The sequence below is a fragment of the Paraburkholderia sp. RL17-383-BIF-A genome (assembly GCF_046028015.1).
GTDB lineage: Bacteria > Pseudomonadota > Gammaproteobacteria > Burkholderiales > Burkholderiaceae > Paraburkholderia.
In genome coordinates, this window is record NZ_JARESR010000013.1 from 142,253 (window position 1) to 161,398 (window position 19,146).

The window sequence follows — 19,146 nt, forward strand, 5'->3', positions numbered from 1 at the left end:
ACTGTCTCCTTGATATGTCCCGCGGTTGTCTCAAGCCGCTGCCCGGCCGGTCAGGCGGGCGAGGATTTCCTGCGTATGCTCGCCGACACGGGCCAGCGCCTGACGCACGCCCGGGCGGCGTCCACCCATCAGCAGGGGCAGGAGCACGACCTCCGTCATGCCGTCCTCGGTTTCCATCGGCACCAGACCGCCGCTTGCCTTCAGATGCGGATCGTCGAGCAACTGGTCGGGCCGCATGATCGGCGCGTAAGGAATGCCGGCGGCTTCGAGCTTCAGCGAGAGTTCGTCGGCGCGGTGATGCTTGAGGATTTCGCCAAGGCGAATCAGCAGTTCAGGTCGCACCGCGACACGTAGCGCGTTGTTGGCGAACTGCGGTTCGGCAGCGAGATCGGGCCGTTCCAGTACGTCACACAACGTGACGAACTGCTTGTCGCTCACGGCGCCGATAAAGAGCTGTTCGTTCTCGGCAAGTGTGAAAACGTCGTAGACGCTCCATGCCGAAACGCGCGAAGGCATGGGCGGCGGCGGCTCCTTCGTCATCGCGTACTGCTGCATGTGCTGACCGCTCAGGAACACGCAGTTCTCGAACAGCGCACTCTGGATTTCCTGACCGCGTCCCGTCGTATCGCGCTCGCGCAGCGCGGCCAGTACACCGATCGCGCCGAACATGCCGCCCATGATGTCGTTGACGGACGTGCCCGCGCGCAGCGGTCGGCCCACAGGTCCTGTCATATAAGAGAGGCCGCCCATCATCTGCACGACTTCGTCGAGCGCGAGGCGCTTTTCGTACGGCCCTGGCAGAAAGCCTTTGTGCGAGACGTAGATCAGCTTTGGATAGATCTTCGAGAGCGTTTCGTAGTCGAGTCCGAGTTTCGCCATCAGGCCCGGCCGGAAGTTTTCCAGCATCACATCGCACTGGCCGATCAGTTCAACCGCGGCGGCGTGCCCATCAGGCGTATTGATGTCGAGCACCACGCTCTTCTTGTTGCGGTTGAACGAGCGGAAGAAGCCGATGCCGAGTCCCGGCAGCTTGCGCGTCTTGTCGCCGCCTGGCGGCTCGATCTTGATGACTTCCGCGCCGAGGTCGGCGAGGATCATGCCGCAGGTCGGGCCCATGACCATGTGCGTGAACTCGATGACACGCACGCCGGCGAGAGGAAGAGGATTCGGAGTATTCATCATGACCTCAGGCGTTGAGTGTTGCGCTCGCAGCGTGCGCGAAAGTTTTCGGCAAACCCGAAAGCCACAGGGCGCCGTGCAGTGTTTCGCCGGACAGCCATTGCGCGACCTTTTCCCGCAGAGCAAGCAGGCGGGGAATATCGATGCCGGTGGAGATGCCCATATCGGCAAGCATGAACGCGAGGTCTTCGCTGGCGGCGTTGCCGCTTGCACCCGGCGCATGCGGGCAGCCGCCGATACCGGCGAGCGTGGCGTCGAAGCGGGCCACGCCGGTTTCGAGCGCGGCAAAGACATTGGCGAGAGCAAGACCGCGCGTGTCGTGGAAATGGCCGCACCAGAATTTGTCGCCGGCAATGGCGCGAGCCTTGCCGAACAGTTCGCGCACGGCAGCGGGGCCACCGTAGCCGACCGTATCGGCAATGCTCACGCGATCCGCGCCGGCGTCGAGAAGCCCTTGCATGCAGCGCAGCACTTCGGCCTGATCGACCGCACCCTGGATCGTGCAGCCGAATGCAGTACCGATGCCGCCTTCGATCAACGTCTTCGAGCCGGCGGCGTCACGTGCCGCACGAATGCGGGCGACTTCGGCGATCACTTCGTCGGGTGTTTTGCGGAGGTTGGCGAGGCTATGAGCGTGACTGGCGGACAGCGGCACCAGCATCAGATCGGCTTGCGATTCGATCGCGCGTTCGGCGCCCTTGAAGTTCGGCACGAGCACCGAGACGAGCAGGCCGGGTAGGGTTTTCGCGTACGCCACCAGTTCGGCGGTGTCCGCGAGTTGCGGCATGAGTTTGGCGGGAACGTACGAGCCGACTTCGATTTCGCGCTGACCGGCGGCATAAGCACCGGCGATCCATTCGATCTTGCGCTCGGTGGAAAGAATGGTCTGAATGCTCTGAAGGCCGTCCCGCAAGGCAACTTCGCGAATGACGACGCTCGAGGGGAACGAGGACATCGGTGTCTCCTGAATACCTGCCAGTCATGGGTGCTGGCGATGTCGTCACTCTAGACTTTCCACGTTTGCCATAAAGAGGTATTTTGGAACGGGTGAGATTCCCATATGGAAAGTAAAGGGCAGGTGAGGAGACAGGCATGCGAGACATCGATCTCAAGACGCTGCGGCTATTCGTGGCCGTCTGCGAGCACCGCAACATGGGCCGCGCGGCGGAGGAAGAGCATATCGAGCCGTCCGCGATCAGCAAGCGGATCGCACAACTGGAGACCTACCTCGGCGTGCCGCTGCTCACGCGCTCGCGCCGCGGGGTCCAGCCGACGCCGGCAGGGTTGTCGCTGCTGGAACACGCGCGCAATGTTCTGTTCACCATGGACCGGATCGCCAGCGACGTCGCGGCGTTCGGCAGTGGCCTCAGGGGGAGCGTCAGTGTGTGCGCGACGGCCTCCGCGATCGCCGAGGTACTGCTGGACGACATCGCGTCCTTCATGCGCGAGCCGGATAACCAGAACATCCGTGTCGACGTGGAGGAGCATCTGTCCATCGATCTTGTTCGCCAACTCCGGGAAGGCGCGGCGGCCGTCGGCGTCTGCTGGGACAACGCGGACCTCGAAGGCTTGCACCATCTGCCGTATCGGCAGGACCGGCTGGCGCTTGCCGTCTATCCCGGCCATCCGCTGGCCGGGCTCAAGTCGGTGCGTTTTGAGCAGACGCTCGAGCATGATCACGTCGGCATGCCGCCCTCGACCGCGGTGCATACGATGTTGCAACGCGCGGCCGCGAAAGCGGGGCACACGGTGTCGTATCGCGTGATCGTGTCCAACTTCGACGCCGCGTTCCGGGTGGTCGCCGCGCGACTCGGCATCAGCGTCGTACCGCTCGAAGTGGGGGAAGCCTATAAGCGGATCTTCGACATCGAGACGATTCCGCTGACGAACTCGTGGGCGCTGCGCCAGTTCGTGGTGTGCTTTCGGGAGCTGGGTGCACTGCAGCCCGCCGCGCGGCGCATGGTCGAGCATCTTTCGAATCGGGCGACGTCCGTGGTTTCCTGAAGCAGGTCAGGCGAGCGTCAGGTTCCGACTTTGCATCGCTTCGAACCGGTGGTGCCGATGGCAGACGTCCCAGCGTGGTCCCAGAGGGCTTCGCACTGACGTCCCGTCTGAAGTGAGAGGGGGCGCGAGCGATCCACGCGTCTATACGTATCGATCGCCGGCGCGCCGGGTCGCTCCGGTCACTTCCGGTCGAACGTGACGAGGTCTTTGTCTTTCGAATCGGCGACGAAGATGGCCAGCAATCTGGCCGGTTCCGAAGCACTGGCGTTTTCACTCTCGGTGTGATGAACGCCGGGTTTTTCGGTCCAATGTTCACCCGCGTGGTAGACCTTTTCCTCGCCGTTGTTCACCTGGCTGCGAATGGCGCCGGACAGCACATAACCGACCACGAAAGCCTGACCGTGCCGATGCGCGAGCGATTTGCCGCCCGGCGCATAGTCGACGATCAAGGCTGTCATCTTCTTGCCGGGGACGTTGGCGATTGCTTCGGCGAAAGCGGGTGTAATCGTTTCGCGCGGCGCAGCCGGTTCCCCGGCGAACAGGTCGTGCGATACGGCCGTGAGGGAAAGGCCGGCGAATGCGACGGCCGCGATAAGTGTCCTGGTGTGCATTTCAATACTCTCGAATTCGATAAAACATTAGTATCCCGAATCGATGTCGGCATTCATCTGCGTTCTGATCGGGTGGGCATCAACGCATCAACGCATCAACGCATCAACGCATCAACGCATCAACGCATTAAGGCATTAAGGCGTCATGGCTTCCGTGGCCGTTTCCGTTGTGCGAGACGTTGCCGATTTCGCCCACGTCGCAGCCACTGCCGACAACTCGGAACGTGCCCGCTCGAGTGCCTCGGCTCGCGCCTCCTGGTTGGAGAACTGCAGCGGCTGCGCATCGACGAAGGTGGGGTCCGCGACGCCAAGGAAGCCGAAGGCCGCTTTTAGCGCGGGCGTCAGCGCGTCCATCGAGGAATAGGGCGAGCCCGGACGCAAATCCGCGCCGCGGCTCGTGATGAACAGAACCTTTTGGCGCCCGAGCTGGCCTTCGATGCGGCCGTCGGCGGTATTCACATAGGTCACGTTGGTGCGCGTCACGCTATCGACAAACGCCTTGAAGGCGGAGGGCATCGACCAGTTGTACATGGGCATGGCGAAGACGAGCGCGTCGGCGTCGAGCAGGCGTCGGCACAATGCATCGGAGCCGGCCAGCGTCGCGCGCATGGCAGCGGTGCGTTCGTGCTCCGGCGTGTAGGTGGCGATGGCGAAAGCTTCGCTCACATGGGGCGGCGTATCCACGGTCACATCCAGATAATCGATGTCGAGCTCCACGCCTCCCTCGCGCAGACACTCGATAAAGAACCGGCTCAATGCGCGGGAGTTGGATCGCTCACGCTTGGCGCTCGCATCCACGTGCATTACTTTCATCATTGCTCTCCTTGACTGGATCACTCAAAAACGGTTGCGGCGTGCGCTGACTGGATGTGCTTACGCCGGCAGCTTGCGGAACGCGATCGCGAAGCGGTTCCATGCGTTGATCGCCGAAATCAGCAGGGTCAGGTCGACCAGCTCCGCGTCGCTGAAGTGGGGGCGCACGGCGGTCCACACGGCGTCGGGCACATGGTCGAGCGAAACCAGGGTCAGCGCCTCAGTCCATTCGAGCGCCGCACGTTCGCGGTCGGTAAAGAAGGGCGTTTCGCGCCACACCACCACGGTGGCCAGACGCCGTTCGGTTTCGCCGCCATTGCGAGCGTCGGTCGTATGCATATCGACGCAGTACGCGCAGCCGTTGATCTGCGAGGCACGCAGGCGGACCAGTTCGGTCAGGGATTTTTCGAGCGCCGACTTGCCGATGCGCTCTTCGACGCCGATTAGCGCCTTGATCGCGGCGGGGTTGGCTTTGTAGAAATCGAGACGTTGTTCCATGATTCGCTCCTGAGTGGGATGAGGCGCATCCGGTGATGCGATGGGGGAAGATTAGTCCGCGAATTGGACTCATGGAATAACCAATTTTTAACAAATTTAGGTAACCACTTCTGGCTGTGAGCGTTGATGGGCCTTCCGGTTGTGCTGGCGAATGAAACAGACTATTTCACCCGCTTGAGCCGTACGAACTCTGTGGAAATCTGCGGGGCTCGTAGCCGACGAAACGAACTCGCGCACCTTCGCGCCGAAATATCCGTTTTAAAGAGGGCGCGGCGAGGATCCGCCTCGGCGAGCAGTGCCAGTGCTTCCAGTCATGAGGCAGGAGACCATTCCCGTACATTCGGCGGCGTGTTAGTCCGGCTGCATCGCCATCCGAGTATGAGAGGCTCTTTTGTGACTTTGAAAAAAGTCTTCAATGGAATCCTTCACACCCTACAGCGCGTTGGCCGGTGGCCTCCTGATCGGGCTCTCCGTTTCGTTGCGGCTCCCGTTCAATGGCCGGATTGCCGACGTCCGCGGCATTGCGCTAGAGCTGATGTCCGGGGACCGAAGTGAATTCCTGTGGCGTGCGTTGTTTCTGTTGGGGATCGTCGGCGGGGCATGGCTTTATTACTGGCTGGCCGCGCGCGCCGGATATAGCCCATCCGTCCCGCACGCGAGACCTGCTTTCCTACATGAATTGCTGATCGCCGGAGGCCTCGCGGTAGGCTTCGGGACGGCTCTCGGGCGCGGATGTACCAGGGGGCACGGTGTGTGTGGCATGGCGCGTTTGTCCCCGCGTTCGATCGTCGCGACGGTGACTTTCCTTGCGGCCGGGACTGCGACGACCCATGTGTCGCGCCGCGTGCTGGGGATCCAATGAAGCAATGTTTGGCGCGGGATGGGAGGTGTCCAGTTACTGCCCAGATCCGGCGATAGCGCTGCTCGCAGCGCCTGACATTGAGGCGCTTATTTCTTGCAGGCTACGGTGGCAGGCTGGTGGCTATACGAGCTAGCTGTGCGCAGGAATGAGCGCGGCAACAGCGACAACAGCGTGGACAGTTGAGCGCCCGTTTTGCCCTTCGGCTGAGTGACAGGTGCCATGCTTGCGCGGTGGTCGCTCGTGTCCGCACGAGCGCCGTTGTTCAGATACGCCGAGCGATCCGGTCATGGACTGCGGTTCAGCAAGACCGACGCAACATGGTGCAACGCGCCGTTAGCATAGGACGTGACCACGGAAAGGAGTGATCCGTCGATCGCACCGGAAATTTCCCTGTGAATACACGCCAGAATGGCCGCGACCAGCAGCACGGAGCCGACCCGTTTAAGGGACTTCCGATGCTGGCCCGATGGCGCAGTGGCGTCTTCCGTCGCTTCATCGGAGATACGATGAGCAAGATATCCGAATCCCTTCATGATGGTCGGCAGATCGGTTGCAACACACCAAGTGTCTGCAATCATGCGCGCGCGTCGAACCAATTTTTTCGCATATCGATAGCAACGCGCAGTCCTGTCGATTCGGACTGTCGCACGGCGCGGCGCCGGATCGGCCGCGACGCGCCCCTCGGATAGCGACAGGCTCGCTCAACCGCTCAGTTGCGCGACGCGTTCGGACAGGCGTGCAATCCGGTAGTGATAGAGCGGCGCGTGCGGACAGTTCTTTAGATGCTCGACGCGATCGCGCCAGTAGGTAGGTGAGAAGGGCTCTTTCGGCGCGCAAGCGACTACGCGTTCCAGATGAACGAGCTCTCGTTCGAACAGGTGGTGGTGCATGCGATGAATCCCCGTGGAATGGCCAAGGTATTCCGCTCGCAACGTCGCTAACAATCTGACGCCGCGTAGGGCTGCTAATACTGGAATGACTGGAATGCGAATGCCGCAGTGGGACCGTCTCGCTGCGTGAAAAATGGGCCGATCTTCCGCGCATGCCGCAGGTCGATCGAAAGGACGAGCCGCCGTTGCTTATCTCCCGAAGAGGGCAACGACGGCCGAACCCCGCAGCGGTTCGTCCGATGCATGGCCAGACGAATCCGTTATTTCGGTGTCACGCATTGCGACGCTCTTCTCTGCGGAAGTGTTCGGTCGCCCTACATGGACACACGACAGCCACTACTACAACAACAGCACAACCCTCTCTCAATTTGCATCCAGCGATTCGTGTCGCTGGCGTTGATCGTCGCGTCAGCAATCGGGTTCGATGTCTCGAACACGTTGCCGCGCGCGATCTTTTTGGTCTCTCAGGCTCTCCCCGGCTACTCGGACGTTTGATTTCGCGTTCCCAGGATGCGGGTGGAACGTGGTCATGGTTGCGTCGCACTGCTACCGCCTGTCCGGGGTTGATCTCCAGGCGATGGCTGAATCGGAACTACTAAAGCAATGACCGTGCCAGGGTGAAACCCGCATAGGGGCAAGGACCTGCGACCGTTGGACGCGCGACATTGGACATTCCCGTCCATAGACTTGGGCAAAATTGGACGATTTCGTCCAATCAGGGATTCGCAACGAATAAACGGGCGAATTCGTCCGCACGGAACGAAATCGGCCGGCATCGAGGAGAAATGGGGGAGGCGGGCAGGAGCGCTCAAGGCGAGCGTGGCGTGCGCGGCAATCGCATAAAGCGGTCTATGGGCCGATTACGCAATTGCCGCGCCCGAGGGGCGCGGGCAGACGCGCCGCTTACGACTGAAGGCTGACCTTGCTGTAGGTCAAGCGGCTGGGGCGCACTTTCATCCGCACCAGCGACACGAGGAAGCTGAAACCCGCCTGATTCGGATCGATCACCGGCACGTAGACGCCCAAGGCCTCGCTAAGCAGCGTGGATACGCGGCTCGCCACGTCCACGAAACCCGTGCAGCCGAGCAGAATCGCCTGCGCGCCGTCTTCCTTGATCGCGGCCATGGCCGCTTCGAAGGTGCGCACCACCACCACGTCGATGTTTTCCAGTTGCGCGACAGGGCAGTCGATCGCCCGGATCGAGGCGAACGTGTCCTGAATCCCGTAAGTCTGCGGATGAGCGCGCTGCATCGCGACCGTGCTTTGCAGAATCGTGACGATGGAGAACCGCTGACTGAGCGCGAGCGCCGTGAAGGCCGACGCCGGAAATCCGCCGATGATCGGAATGTCGATCACCTCGCGTGCCGCTTCGACACCGCACATGTCGAAGTCGGTCAGCCAGATGCCGTCAAAGCCGTCATTCGCTATCGACTGTGCGAGTTCGACCACCGGCATGCCGTTTTGCAACCAGTTGGTCCGATTCTCGATATCGGGATGTCCCTGCGTAATGTTGCGAATCTCGACCTGCACGTCCGGCGGCAGGACCGGCGCGACGGCTTTCATGATGCGGTCGTTGTATTGCGACGTGGCGACGGGCACGAGCACGCAGATGCGAAGTGGGGCGCTCACGATGCTTCCCCCTTGCGTGCGGACTGGAGCGATTCGAGCGGCACGTACGGCCCGAGATAGCCAAGCTTGTTGAGCTGTTCCATGAAGCTGTCGAGAATCAGGCCGGGTTTGCGCAATTCCGCTTCCGCACGCCAGGCGATCAGCGTCACGGGGCGCTTGCCGATTGCCGGGTTCAGCGAACCGTCGTCGTTCACGAGGTCGCCATTGCTGAAGATCGACTGACCTTCGCCGCCGACGAAATACGCGACGCTGTCCGGCGCCAGCACGATCGGCTGCGGACATGCGCTGTCCCACGCGAGCAGCGACTCGTTCTGGTAGATCACCGTGTAGGTACGCTGCCCGGCCTGAATGCGAATCTTGCCGACATCGAAGCCGCCGCTCGTATCCACTTCGGCCGATACCAGTTCGCCGGGTGTGGAGATCGCCCTCGCGGCAAGGTCACAACGCTCGGTGAGATAGTCGATCATCTGCTGGGCGCTGCCGATCTGCCCGGCCCGCACCGTGCGGCCAAGCTCGAGCGCACGCTTGAGCGTGCCGCGAATCGGCGTTGCGCGGCCGATGTCGCCCGCATTCATGACCCACATGGCGAGGCCGCCGAACTGACCGAATTCGGGATCGGCCACGACCGGACGCATCATCTGTTCGACGATCGCCGACACGTCGCGTTGATGGGTCGGTCCGCCGTTGCTGTCGTTGCGCGGCGTCACGTCGAGCTCCACGCACAGGCCGCCCTGGCTCACGAGAAACGCCGGGCGCGGATCGATCTCCGCGGCCGCGAAAGTGAGCATTGGCAACGACGGCACGGCGCGGCCGGCGCCGTCGGCGTCGATGACCGCCAGCCCGAGTTTCGCCGCCACGAGCGCCGCGACCGTAAAGCCCAGCGCGCCGCTTTCCGGCGGCATGACATAGGCGAGCTTCACGGATTGCGATGCAAGCCGCTTCTGGAAGTTCTGCACGGCCGTCACCGGTCCGATCGGATAGGTGGCTGAATTGATGGCTTCAGGCGCGCCGAGATAGGCGACCATGACCGCCGCGCCTTCGGTGGCCTCGTCCACCGAGACGACCTTGACCGTATCCGTCGGGTAATAGTCGCCCTTTACGAAATGCTCGGCCAGGTGTCGCGCCGATACGATCGTGCCGCCACCGCCGGAGCCAAAGAACGCCGCGCCCAGAAGCAGCGGCTCCAGATCTTCCCGTCGTAATTCATAGGCCATTCAAGATTCCTTTATTGTCGATGTTGAAAGACGCTTCCTGCTGAAGTTTGGCGAGCAGATCCATGGCGCTGATGACGCGCGCGGTCGGGTCCCCCGTCAACGAGCGCAAGCCGCGCTCGAGGGTGTCGATGGCTTCGGCGTTGCGGCCGGTGGAGCGCAGCAGATCGGCGAGATAGCGCGCGGCGTCCACGCGTGCGGGCACCGAGCCGAAGGCGAGGGCGGTGGACATGGCGGTGCGCAGACCCAGTTCCGCGGCGTTGACGTCGCCGAGCGCCCATTGCGCGCGGGCTCGGGTGACGAGGAGTTCGCCCAGATAAACCCGTTCCTGGCGGGCGAGCGTTTCGTCGATCGCAGTGGCGAGAAGCGCCTCGCACTCCTTCGCGCGGCCGGCGCGCAGCAGCAGTTCGCCGTGCTGCCACGTCTTGAACGAATAGAACAGCGCGCCGCCGTTGCAGAGCATGTGGTTGTCGAAGCCGTCGATCATGACGGTTTCCGCTTCGTCGGGGTGGCCGAGCGAACTGAGGTGGCAGCCGCGAAGCACCTGGCCGACGCCTCGATAGAACGCAAAACCGTTCGCGATCGAAACCGATTCGAGTTCGCTCGCGAGATCGCCGAGCCGGCTTTCGTCGTCGAACAGGCAGGCGAGCCAGGCCGCGCCCTGCAGGTTGACGGCATGAGCCAACGCGTGCGCGCCGGGCTCGGAGGCGCGCAGGATCAGCATGTCCATGGCGCGCCGCGCTTGCCCGAATGCGCCGATCTGATAAGCGGCGAGGCCTTCGAAAGTCAGTGCGAGACTGGCGAGGTCGATTCCCTGCGAACCGGTACGGGCGTCTTCTCGCCCCACGCCGAGCAGATTGCCGCGCGCGAGACAGGCCAGCGCTTCCTCACTGTCGCCTAGCCAGAAGAGGGTGTTGGTCATCGCGACGTGGGCTTCGTCGAGCGAGACCCGGTCGCCGCCGTTCTGGGCGCGCTCCAGCATGTTCTGCGCGGTGGCGCGCGCCTGCTTGAGCTGAAGCGTCGTCAGTTGCGTGGTCCAGATGCCGAACTGGATCGCCGCGAGTTCGGCGGGCGCACAGACGCCTTCGCCGATGGTCAGTGCGGCGGCGTAGCAGGCGGTGGCTTCCGCGTACAACCAGCCGTGCACGCTACGCAAGCTCATGCCGAGCAGCCGGTAGGCGTCAAACTGAAGACGGCGCACGGACTCCTGTTCCTGGGGCGTTTGCAGCACGTCGAGGCAACGGCGCAACAGCGGGATGGCTTCGGCGAACTTCGATTCTTCGATCAGCGCGCTGGCGTGCTCGAGACACTTGCGCGCTTCCCGATGATGTTCCTCGCGTGACTTCAGACGCCGCTCAATGGTCTTCCGGCCCACGCCCAGCAAGGTGGCGGCCGCGCTTTTGTTGCCGCTGGTGCGTTCGAGCGCGCGGTCGATCAGGAGGTCTTCAGCGACTGCGAGCTTGTCGCGGCCTTCGAGTTGCAGCAGCATGTCAGCGAGGCTTGCGCGCGACACCGGCCCGGTCGTTTCATTGGCAAGAAACGGCTCGAGCGAATCGACGTCGATGAGCGTGTTCTCGGCGAGCACGCTCAACTGGCTGATCAGGTTGCGCAACTGCCGGATGTGGCCCGGCCATGCGTGCTGGGACAGCCGGCGGATGGCCGCCGGCGAAAATTCGAGGCGACGCGTGTGCTGCGCCGCGAAGTGGGTGACGAGAGCCGGGATGTCCTCGATGCGCTGTTCGAGGCCGGGAACGGCGAGCACGAAAACCGCCAGCCGGTAAAACAGGTCTTCGCGGAACAGACCTTCGCGCGCGAGTTCGCGCAGGTCGCGGTGAGTCGCGGCAACCACGCGGCCCGCGAAATGCAGATTGGTCGATGAACCAATCGGGCGGAAGGTTCGCGTTTCGAGTACCCGCAGCAGTTTCGGCTGCAGTGCGAGTGGCAGCTCGCCGATTTCGTCGAGCAGAAGCGTGCCCTTGCCGACCTGCTGGAAAAGTCCCTGACGGGTTTCGCCCGCACCGGTGAACGCGCCTTTGACGTGCCCGAACAATTCGGCTTCAACGAGATTTTCTGGAATCGCGCCGCAGTTGACGTCGACGAACGGCTGATCCTGGCGCTGGCTGTGCGCATGGACGCGGCGAGCGACCAACTCCTTGCCTGAGCCGGTCGGCCCGAAAACAAGCAGCGGATGATCGGTTGGTGCGACCCGATCGATCATCCTGACCAGTTGGCGAAAAGCTGGCGCGGCGCCCACGAAGGCGCCGGAATCAGCCTTTTCGTGAACGAATGGGACGACAGGGGGTGGACTCATTACAAAATACGCTCCACATAAACCGCGCGTGGCGCTACGCGGAAATTGCCGTCGAAAAGACGGGACGGACGGTCAAACTTCGCTCGGGAGTCTTCCGAATGCGTTGTCGGAACCGTCTGCCGCAAAAAAGACAGAGTATGACGGCTTGTCGCCGATCGTGCCCCTTGGAAATAAACCGGTGCGCCAGTGCGTCTGCGGATCAGATGCGTGTTTGCCGCGACGCGAAAATACGCCCGGCAAGATGACGATTACGTCACCCGGATAACGGCTATGCAGCGTGGGTACTTTAGTGGAGCTGCGGTTGCTGGGCTGGTGGATGGGAGGATGTTGGATTGGGGGAGATTGTTGAAAGAAGAGGATCAACGCAAACTTGATATGAAATTGCTCGTCGCAGAAGCCTTGTGCCACCGCGATCGAGACCGAATTGCATGCAAGCTTTAGGTGGAGATTGGCGCGGCGTTCGAGTGCCCCCCAAGGGCAATCCACCTAAAGTTAGATGTAATCGCCTTGAAGGAAATTTCTCCACCTAATGAGGTCTGAATTGGCCTCATACGTATGTTGCATGTCAGTTCAGAGCGTCGGAGCTAGACTGCCTTGAAATCGGCCCCATCGCGAGATGTCGAGCACAAGCACAGTGTCGAAATCACGGTCCGAATTGCGCACGTCAATAAGCAGGCGCACCAGTGCTGGTCGTTCACGGAGCGTGAGGCCGCTAAGCCCTGCATCCTCGTAGGTACGCACGACCTGGATGCTCCCAACCGAGCAGCGAGCGCGTGTGGGCGCTCGATGCGGGGATGTCGGCGCCGAAGAACATGCTGAGCCACTCGAATCGCGACTGCGCCTGATCGGCGGGAATCGACTCGACCGGCACGTCCAGGAATCGGCCGAGCGCGCCGGCGATCTCGCGGGTGGTAACGCCTTCTTCGGCGACCGCGTGCAGCGCGGAGCCGGCCGGCGCCTTGTCGATCGCGAGGCGCACCAGCTTGCCGGCGTCGAGCCGATTCACTGCGGGCCAGCGATTCTGCCCATCGCCGATATAAGCCGACGCGCCGCGTTGGCGCGCGATTCTCGCGAGTACCGCAACGAATCCGTGATCCCCACCGGCGCCATGCACCGTGGGTGCAAAGCGCACCACCATCGAACGGATGCCGCGCTCCCGCAACCCGAGCACATACGCTGCATTGGCGAGACGCGGGTGGTCGTCTGGGCGCGGCGTGTCGCTTTCGATACCGACGCGCCCCGTCGCGAGGCCGAGGGTGCCGGACGCGATCAGCAGCGGTCCGCCCGTGCCGCTGAGCACATCCGCGAATGTTTCGATGGCCGCGCGATCGGTCTGGGCCGCCGCAGCCATTTGCGAAAAGTCGTGGTTGTAGCCGAGATGCACGATGCCTTCGGCCATCGTGGCCGCGGCGCGCAGGCCGTCGAGATCGTCGAGGCCGCCGCGCACCACTTGCGCGCCGAGCGCGGCGATCTTCGCGGCAGCCTCATCGCTACGAGCGAGGCCGAGCACATGATGACCGGCGTCGATGAGTTCCGTGACGCTCGCGGATCCAATCCAACCCGACGCACCAGTGACGAGAATTCGCATGGCATGCTCCGTTGATGTCATTAAGTGACATCAGTATAGCGCTATGATGTCACACAGTGTCAACACGTTTCTGGAAGGGATCATGGGTCGCTGGGAACCCAACGCAGAGCAGCGCTTTCTTGTCGCCGCGATTGAGCTGTTCAAGGAAGTCGGTTTCGAGGGCACGACGGTGGCCGCCATCGCACAGCGTGCCGGCCTGACGCCGCGTACGTTTTTTCGCTATTTCACCGACAAACGAGAGGTCCTTTTCAAAGGCTCCGAGCAGTTGCAGCAGACGATGGTCGAAGCGCTCGCGCAAGCACCGGCTGACGCATCGGCTATCGACGCGGTCGCCGCGGCTCTCGCAACCGCCGGCGAATTTTTCACCGCCGAGCGCCGGCCTTACGCGCGCGTGCGCCATGCGGTGATTGCCGCCAATCCAGAGTTGCACGAGCGGGAGTTGATCAAACTGGCGACGCTGTCAGGCGCACTCGCCGACGCCCTGCGTTTGCGCGGTGTGCAGGAGGCAGACGCGAGCCTCGTCGCCGAGGCGGGCATTGCGGTTTTCCGGGTCGCGTTCGGCCAGTGGATTGCCGACGCTGACGAGCGTGAATATGGCGAGATCGTGAGCGAATCGCTTGTGCGATTGCGGAGGCTGACTTCACTCTGACGTCACCTCGAAGTCGCGGTCTTGCTCCACGGCCACTGAGATGCGCACCGCCGCGCCGACCCCGCCACCACCGATGTTCGCCGGGTTAATAACTACGCCGCAAGTCGATGCTCGTAGTCCGGCCGGTCCCTGTCATCGAGTATCGCGTACATTGCCTCCAAATTCGACGCGTCCGGATTGAGCCAGTTATCCAGGTTTTCCGGCTTGATAGGAATAATGCACCGGTCGTGACCGGCCGCAGCGACTTCAGGCGGCGGCTCGTCAGTGATGGCCGCAAATGAGAGCAAATCTGGCTCAGCGGGGGCGCTCCATCGAGACCACAAACAGGCGGCATGCATCAGCTCGCCGTTGCTCGGGCGAAACTCCAGAACAACGTTCGCGTCTCGCTCATGAGATTCGGATAGCGTTCCTTCCATCCTGGCCTTGCTGACATTTTCATAAAACAGGTCCTGTTCAAGTTTGGTTGTCTGGTCAGCGTTGAACTGGTCGATAAGGACCTTGATTTCACGTTCGGCCTCAGTGTGCGGAGACCTGAAAGCGTCTTCCATCGCCTTAGGTACCTTGGCTCTGCTAACACCTTCCGCACGCTCGAAGAACAGCCGAGTGAATTCTGCAATATCCATCAACGCGCCGAAGGTGCGCACAAACCTTTGATAATCCGCCTTGATTTGAGCCGAGTAAAACACCTTGGACCTCCAGTTGATTTGTTCGCGCAAAGCGCGTCGTCCGTGCCCCGCCGCCTAAGGGTCTACTGGACGGAACCCTGGTTGCGGGCGTGCGTGACGAACAATACGGCTTGACTTAGCAAATTGCGCCTCTATCAATAAGGTTTGCTGTGAGGGTTACGCGCGATGACAACCGTCGAAAGCGCTTCAGCCATCTGCTCGATGCCAACCCGCGCGCACGCCGCGGCGCAGTACATACGCATGTCAACCGACCAGCAGCAATTCTCCCCGGATGCGCAAAAGCAGGCGATTTCCGAGTATGCGAAAGTGCACGGCCAGTTCATCCGACGTTACTCGAGGACATCGCGGCGGGACACTATCCGGGGCAGTGATCGGGACTTTGGCCGGTGCCACGCGCGCGCCAATCAAAATATCGAGCGCACGACGAATTGCACTGGCGCGAGCCTGTTCGTTGCGCGCATGCGGCTCCGAAGACGCGAGTCAGCGGCCGCGCGCGTGCCACGCGCACGAAGCGAGCACGCACAGCGCCAAGAGCGGCAAGAGCAGCGCCCAGAAAGAGGCGATCAGAAAGCCCGCAGCACCGGCGCTGGCGCCGATCGCGAACCCCGCTACGGGCGGCAGGGTTCGCATGAGCCGAGTGCGCGCAGTCTGACGGCTCTTGGTGTCGTGCCGAGAAGTGAGCAAGTCGAAGGCGTCAATTACGGCTTGAGTCACGTTGCCCGTCATCACCGTGTTCGCGACAACCGAGCGCGCAGTCAGGCGTCCGTGGGCGTTCTGCACGCCCATCGCGGCAGCGCCGAGCAGGCCGCAAGCAATTGAAATCGGCGTATCCGGACTGGTGATGGGCGCTGCGACGACGCCAGCCGCCATGAACCCGGCGAGCAGCACGGCCTGCATCACATACAGCGCAAACGCGCGTGTGCCGTGACTGCGCGGCGACAGCAGGTTGTACAGCACGCGCGCCGCGATGATTCCGCAGACAAACGCGGGAAACGCCAGCCATTTGATCAGCAGGCCCTGACCGGCACCCGCCAGCCCCGAGCCAATGAGGATGAAGTTGCCCGTAACGTGCGCCGTGAAAAGGCCGAATAGAGCGATAAAGCCGAGCGTATCGACGTATCCCGCGATCGACGCGAGCCAGGTGTCCTCACCCGGCAGATGGTCGAGTGCTGGAGCGGGTGCGTCGCGCATGAGTGTCGTCTGGGGCATGGCGTGGTAGGGGCTGGGAAATGATGCGACGCGCGTCAGGCTTGTCCGCGCGCGGGTGCGCGCGGACGCATGATGACCCGATAACGTCCCGCCCCGCCGATGGCGACGGTTCCGAACATGATCAGAAGCATCCATGCGAACTGGGCTTCGAAGAGCGTCCATTCGCGATGCACGAAGCCGAGTGCAATCAACGTGATAGCCAGAAGCGGCAATGCGGCGAGGCGCGTCGCGATGCCGGCGATCATCAGAAGCGGGCACGCCACTTCGGCGAAAAGCGCGAACCAGAAGGTCAGCGTCTTACCCATGTGAAGCGGATCGTCGATCGCGTTTAACTCCTGCGAGTAGTGCAAGGCTTTCGGCAAGCCATGCACCAGCAACACGAGGACGCTGGCGCTCACGCGTAGGAACAGCAGCGCGGCATCGGTCGGCGAAAAGCGCGTCACGGGTGAGTGCACAATGTGGTTGAGGTGGCCGAAGTGGCACGTCGACCACGAGCGGACCGGCGGGGCAGGTTCATGTCGACTCCTTGATCGTTGGGGGGCGTGCGGCGGTTATGTGTCTCAAGCCGACAGGCTACAGAACGCGACCCGGAAAGTCCTGATGCGCGCGTTAACCGTTCTTAATTTTGCTTTATCGCGCGCTGGCGGGGCGTCACCATGCCGCCGCCAAGGCCATCGCATCAGAACACGTCGATGAGACCGCGTTTCGGCGTGCAGAAGTCGGGCACTCATAATGCTCGGGTTGCATGGGCGAAAGCGCAAGCGGAGAAACCGTGCCCGCCCGGCATTCAGACTCCTCGATCAGGTATGCCGTGGCAGGACTGCTGTACCGAATGAAAGGGTCATCAAAAGGAGAAGCGGATGCTTCGAGTCGCCATTGAGTTGTTGCCCGATGGACTGGAAAGCGGAAAGGGCATCATCGCGACGGTGGACATCGCACGGGTGAGTGGGGGCGCTCGCGGATTACTGGGTCATCCTGAAGATGCGGTTCTCGGTGAGGTAGGGGACGCGCTGTTGTGCGCAGTTATCCGAGATGGGCGAGCGGTGTGTGGGACCTCGTTGCGCGCTGTCTCCCCGCTGCACTAAACGAAAGTCGCGAAGAGTTGCCACCAAGACCTGAGAAACCGGAGGTGACTGTTCGAATGAGCGATGCAGGCTACCGTACGTACGTCTGGATGAGATTCCCGACCCTGCATGACATTCTTCGACCAGACGCTGGCCGGTTCGGGCATTCCTAATCACGGCTGCGCTTAGGCGCACGGCTGGTTCGATTTTCTCAACGGCCAACGCTGATGCCAGAGCTACTAACCGGCCACCAAGGGACATTCGGATCTATCGTCGCCCTCGACGCTCGAGCGTCGCCTGCACACCCGCAAACAGCCGTTACTCTTAAAGCTGACCAGCTGACCAGCTGACCAGCTGACCAGCTGACCAGCCGACCGAGGCCTCGCAAAACGCACGCGGCGATCGCTGACTCAAATTTTGAGTCAGCGAGACCTTCGCTCCCGGGAGAGACACATCTTCCACCAGACCAGCATCGGTCATCGTGATCGCATTGACGGGTGAGGTCGCCGTTGTGGTAAGGAGCGAACCGTTTGCGCCGACTGTCACCACCGCGACTGACCCTTGTCGGCGGAGCACGCGTTGTGAGGATTGCTATCGCGAAGAGTGCGAGCCGATGGTGCTCGCAGTCGCGGCGCTACCGTCGTCCCTCCCTTTCAGTTGCCCGGACAACGCTAGCGATGCACTACCATTCAATCACGCACACACCAAAACAACGGTCTTGTGCCGACCATGTCCGGAGACGACTATGAAAATCTTGGTGATACTGGCATGTGTAGTACTTTCTTCTAGTGCATTCGCCGAGTGCAGAACAAGCGCCACCGGGCGCACAGTCTGCGACAACGGGCAGAAAGCCGGCGGCTATAACAGCAATACGGGCACCGCCTGGAAGTCTGAGAAGGATTCGGGCGGCGTAACCACCACCCAGTCGAGCAAGGGCGGAGAAGCCAAGACCAAAAATGGCAAGGGCGTATACAAGAGCCCAAGCGGCAAGACGTGCGTCAAGACTGCGAATAATAAGGGATGTAATTAAATGATATTGCTACTCTTCGACCACCGCTGTCAGCGGTAGCTTTGGCATTCTGATTGGTCTATGGCGGAAAACAGCTCCGCTTGATAAGGCAGAAACCTGGGCAGGTTCAGGTGACGGTTGAGCACGTTCGTGTATCGGAAGAGCGCGAGCAGACGGTGGCCAGGAAGAAGCAGAACATGGCCTGGAACAAGGGTGGGCTTATCTATCGGAGCGAAGTGGAAAACGGTGCTTGAGGACTATAGCGAGTGGCGTTCGATACTATCCGACCGTTCACCGCCAAGGTACAACTGACATGACAATGATAGCGTCACGGGAACTTCGCGTGGGCGCTATTAAGCTGCCGGTACCGCTGTTGCTGCCCCGCCGGGGTGTGGGGTCGGCCGGGATTCCGCCCCCGACGTCAAAACGCGCGCATCTGGCTTGCGCATCGAGCCAAAAATGGTCGCGCCGTACGTCGCGCGCATTCTGCAAGCGGGCGCGAGGAACTCATGACAATGCCGGGAGCGTCGATTGGCTCACATTGCGCAGTCCATGCCGGACACCCTGCGGATTGCGGTTTGACAAAAAGAAAAGAAAGATTTGGCGCTTTCAGTCTTGGTGGGCGGGCATAGCGCTTGTGTGGTCCATAGTTGCGTCCGCGCAGGAAATGGAGCCGCGCAGCTATTCGGCCGTCCCGGTTGGAACGAACTTCGCGGTGGCGGGCTATGCTCGATCGACCGGCGACGTATCGCTGGACCCTTCGCTGCCGATCACCGATCTTCAAGCCCGAATCAATACGTATTCACTAGGCTATTCTCACAGCTTTGGCGTCGCGGGACATCTCGCCAGCATTGCGGTGTTGCTGCCGTATGCCAATGCAAACCTGACGGGGAATGTGGCAGGCGTGCCTGGCTAGGCTTGGCGTTCGGGGCT

20 protein-coding genes are annotated in these 19,146 nt (G+C 61.9%); 5 read left to right on the forward strand and 15 right to left on the reverse strand.

The annotated features are described in order from the left end of the window. Positions 1-30 precede the first annotated feature (30 nt). Together P0D71_RS17400 and P0D71_RS17405 are read right to left on the reverse strand one after the other, a co-directional pair. On the reverse strand, positions 31-1,179 hold the full coding sequence (locus P0D71_RS17400) for a CaiB/BaiF CoA transferase family protein (RefSeq protein WP_408481262.1): 1,149 nt from the start codon (positions 1,177-1,179) through the stop codon (positions 31-33). A 7-nt stretch (positions 1,180-1,186) separates the two neighbouring features. Beyond that, the gene (locus tag P0D71_RS17405) at positions 1,187-2,134 is read right to left on the reverse strand and encodes a hydroxymethylglutaryl-CoA lyase (protein ID WP_408481221.1); all 948 of its coding nucleotides are present in this window, start codon (positions 2,132-2,134) and stop codon (positions 1,187-1,189) included. A gap of 137 nt (positions 2,135-2,271) precedes the next feature. Here P0D71_RS17405 and P0D71_RS17410 point away from each other — a divergent pair, with 137 nt between their 5' ends. Beyond that, positions 2,272-3,183: a LysR family transcriptional regulator gene (locus tag P0D71_RS17410; protein ID WP_408481222.1), complete on the forward strand. Its 912-nt coding sequence runs from the start codon at positions 2,272-2,274 to the stop codon at positions 3,181-3,183. Between the two features lie 179 nt (positions 3,184-3,362). Here the strand turns inward: P0D71_RS17410 and P0D71_RS17415 are convergent, their stop codons facing one another. The 3 genes from P0D71_RS17415 to P0D71_RS17425 all read right to left on the reverse strand — a co-directional run bounded on the left by P0D71_RS17415 (position 3,363) and on the right by P0D71_RS17425 (position 5,105). Next, positions 3,363-3,794 (reverse strand): cupin domain-containing protein, encoded by a 432-nt coding sequence (locus tag P0D71_RS17415; protein ID WP_408481224.1) that lies wholly within the window; start codon positions 3,792-3,794, stop codon positions 3,363-3,365. 135 nt (positions 3,795-3,929) lie between these two features. Beyond that, complete coding sequence (locus P0D71_RS17420) at positions 3,930-4,607, reverse strand: FMN-dependent NADH-azoreductase (protein WP_408481264.1); 678 nt, start codon at positions 4,605-4,607, stop codon at positions 3,930-3,932. A 60-nt stretch (positions 4,608-4,667) separates the two neighbouring features. After that, positions 4,668-5,105, reverse strand: a complete 438-nt coding sequence (locus P0D71_RS17425) for a carboxymuconolactone decarboxylase family protein (protein WP_091808452.1) — start codon at positions 5,103-5,105, stop codon at positions 4,668-4,670. A 415-nt stretch (positions 5,106-5,520) separates the two neighbouring features. Between P0D71_RS17425 and P0D71_RS17430 the strand changes: the two genes are divergently transcribed. Next, positions 5,521-5,967: a YeeE/YedE family protein gene (locus tag P0D71_RS17430; RefSeq protein ID WP_408481225.1), complete on the forward strand. Its 447-nt coding sequence runs from the start codon at positions 5,521-5,523 to the stop codon at positions 5,965-5,967. 284 nt (positions 5,968-6,251) lie between these two features. On the opposite strand, the gene P0D71_RS17435 is transcribed toward P0D71_RS17430, so the two are convergent. From P0D71_RS17435 to P0D71_RS17465, 7 genes are all read right to left on the reverse strand, one after another. Then, positions 6,252-6,545 (reverse strand): hypothetical protein, encoded by a 294-nt coding sequence (locus P0D71_RS17435; protein ID WP_408183872.1) that lies wholly within the window; start codon positions 6,543-6,545, stop codon positions 6,252-6,254. 123 nt (positions 6,546-6,668) lie between these two features. After that, positions 6,669-6,857 carry a hypothetical protein gene (locus P0D71_RS17440; protein WP_091808456.1) on the reverse strand — a complete coding sequence of 63 codons (189 nt, stop codon included), beginning with the start codon at positions 6,855-6,857 and terminating at the stop codon, positions 6,669-6,671. A 903-nt stretch (positions 6,858-7,760) separates the two neighbouring features. Then, positions 7,761-8,486, reverse strand: a complete 726-nt coding sequence (locus tag P0D71_RS17445; protein WP_091808458.1) for an aspartate/glutamate racemase family protein — start codon at positions 8,484-8,486, stop codon at positions 7,761-7,763. Further along, the gene (locus P0D71_RS17450; RefSeq protein WP_408481227.1) at positions 8,483-9,700 is read right to left on the reverse strand and encodes an S-methyl thiohydantoin desulfurase domain-containing protein; all 1,218 of its coding nucleotides are present in this window, start codon (positions 9,698-9,700) and stop codon (positions 8,483-8,485) included. The genes P0D71_RS17445 and P0D71_RS17450 overlap by 4 nt, the downstream gene beginning before the upstream one ends. After that, complete coding sequence (locus tag P0D71_RS17455; RefSeq protein WP_091808462.1) at positions 9,690-12,008, reverse strand: sigma 54-interacting transcriptional regulator; 2,319 nt, start codon at positions 12,006-12,008, stop codon at positions 9,690-9,692. Before P0D71_RS17455 ends, P0D71_RS17450 begins: the two co-directional genes overlap by 11 nt. 570 nt (positions 12,009-12,578) lie before the next feature. After that, complete coding sequence (locus tag P0D71_RS17460) at positions 12,579-12,749, reverse strand: recombinase family protein (protein WP_408481229.1); 171 nt, start codon at positions 12,747-12,749, stop codon at positions 12,579-12,581. After that, positions 12,721-13,596: an SDR family oxidoreductase gene (locus tag P0D71_RS17465; protein ID WP_408481230.1), complete on the reverse strand. Its 876-nt coding sequence runs from the start codon at positions 13,594-13,596 to the stop codon at positions 12,721-12,723. Before P0D71_RS17465 ends, P0D71_RS17460 begins: the two co-directional genes overlap by 29 nt. Before the next feature lie 82 nt (positions 13,597-13,678). Between P0D71_RS17465 and P0D71_RS17470 the strand changes: the two genes are divergently transcribed. Beyond that, entirely contained in the window at positions 13,679-14,245 is a 567-nt protein-coding gene (locus P0D71_RS17470; RefSeq protein WP_408183859.1) for a TetR family transcriptional regulator, read from the forward strand. A 92-nt stretch (positions 14,246-14,337) separates the two neighbouring features. Here the strand turns inward: P0D71_RS17470 and P0D71_RS17475 are convergent, their stop codons facing one another. The 3 genes from P0D71_RS17475 to P0D71_RS17485 form a co-directional block, all read right to left on the reverse strand. Continuing rightward, the gene (locus P0D71_RS17475) at positions 14,338-14,931 is read right to left on the reverse strand and encodes an SOS response-associated peptidase family protein (protein WP_408481266.1); all 594 of its coding nucleotides are present in this window, start codon (positions 14,929-14,931) and stop codon (positions 14,338-14,340) included. A gap of 480 nt (positions 14,932-15,411) precedes the next feature. Beyond that, positions 15,412-16,122, reverse strand: coding sequence for a YoaK family protein (locus P0D71_RS17480; protein WP_408481231.1), 711 nt, complete (start codon positions 16,120-16,122; stop codon positions 15,412-15,414). Positions 16,123-16,175: 53 nt separating this feature from the next. Continuing rightward, positions 16,176-16,583 (reverse strand): DoxX family protein, encoded by a 408-nt coding sequence (locus P0D71_RS17485; RefSeq protein WP_408481232.1) that lies wholly within the window; start codon positions 16,581-16,583, stop codon positions 16,176-16,178. Positions 16,584-17,949: 1,366 nt separating this feature from the next. Here P0D71_RS17485 and P0D71_RS17490 point away from each other — a divergent pair. Both P0D71_RS17490 and P0D71_RS17495 read left to right on the forward strand, forming a co-directional pair. Continuing rightward, positions 17,950-18,234 (forward strand): hypothetical protein, encoded by a 285-nt coding sequence (locus P0D71_RS17490; protein ID WP_408297858.1) that lies wholly within the window; start codon positions 17,950-17,952, stop codon positions 18,232-18,234. A gap of 550 nt (positions 18,235-18,784) precedes the next feature. After that, positions 18,785-19,129: a hypothetical protein gene (locus tag P0D71_RS17495; protein ID WP_408481233.1), complete on the forward strand. Its 345-nt coding sequence runs from the start codon at positions 18,785-18,787 to the stop codon at positions 19,127-19,129. Positions 19,130-19,146 lie beyond the last annotated feature (17 nt).

Excerpts from the sequence above, each read along its gene's own strand:
- P0D71_RS17420 (WP_408481264.1), bottom strand. The coding sequence starts at position 4,607 with ATGAAAGTAATGCACGTGGATGCGAGCGCCAAGCGTGAGCGATCCAAC.
- P0D71_RS17415 (WP_408481224.1), bottom strand. The coding sequence starts at position 3,794 with ATGCACACCAGGACACTTATCGCGGCCGTCGCATTCGCCGGCCTTTCC.
- P0D71_RS17480 (WP_408481231.1), bottom strand. The coding sequence starts at position 16,122 with ATGCGCGACGCACCCGCTCCAGCACTCGACCATCTGCCGGGTGAGGAC.
- P0D71_RS17470 (WP_408183859.1), top strand. The coding sequence starts at position 13,679 with ATGGGTCGCTGGGAACCCAACGCAGAGCAGCGCTTTCTTGTCGCCGCG.
- P0D71_RS17465 (WP_408481230.1), bottom strand. The coding sequence starts at position 13,596 with ATGCGAATTCTCGTCACTGGTGCGTCGGGTTGGATTGGATCCGCGAGC.
- P0D71_RS17435 (WP_408183872.1), bottom strand. The coding sequence starts at position 6,545 with ATGATTGCAGACACTTGGTGTGTTGCAACCGATCTGCCGACCATCATG.
- P0D71_RS17410 (WP_408481222.1), top strand. The coding sequence starts at position 2,272 with ATGCGAGACATCGATCTCAAGACGCTGCGGCTATTCGTGGCCGTCTGC.
- P0D71_RS17450 (WP_408481227.1), bottom strand. The coding sequence starts at position 9,700 with ATGGCCTATGAATTACGACGGGAAGATCTGGAGCCGCTGCTTCTGGGC.
- P0D71_RS17490 (WP_408297858.1), top strand. The coding sequence starts at position 17,950 with ATGAAAATCTTGGTGATACTGGCATGTGTAGTACTTTCTTCTAGTGCA.
- P0D71_RS17400 (WP_408481262.1), bottom strand. The coding sequence starts at position 1,179 with ATGAATACTCCGAATCCTCTTCCTCTCGCCGGCGTGCGTGTCATCGAG.
- P0D71_RS17425 (WP_091808452.1), bottom strand. The coding sequence starts at position 5,105 with ATGGAACAACGTCTCGATTTCTACAAAGCCAACCCCGCCGCGATCAAG.
- P0D71_RS17405 (WP_408481221.1), bottom strand. The coding sequence starts at position 2,134 with ATGTCCTCGTTCCCCTCGAGCGTCGTCATTCGCGAAGTTGCCTTGCGG.
- P0D71_RS17430 (WP_408481225.1), top strand. The coding sequence starts at position 5,521 with ATGGAATCCTTCACACCCTACAGCGCGTTGGCCGGTGGCCTCCTGATC.
- P0D71_RS17455 (WP_091808462.1), bottom strand. The coding sequence starts at position 12,008 with ATGAGTCCACCCCCTGTCGTCCCATTCGTTCACGAAAAGGCTGATTCC.
- P0D71_RS17440 (WP_091808456.1), bottom strand. The coding sequence starts at position 6,857 with ATGCACCACCACCTGTTCGAACGAGAGCTCGTTCATCTGGAACGCGTA.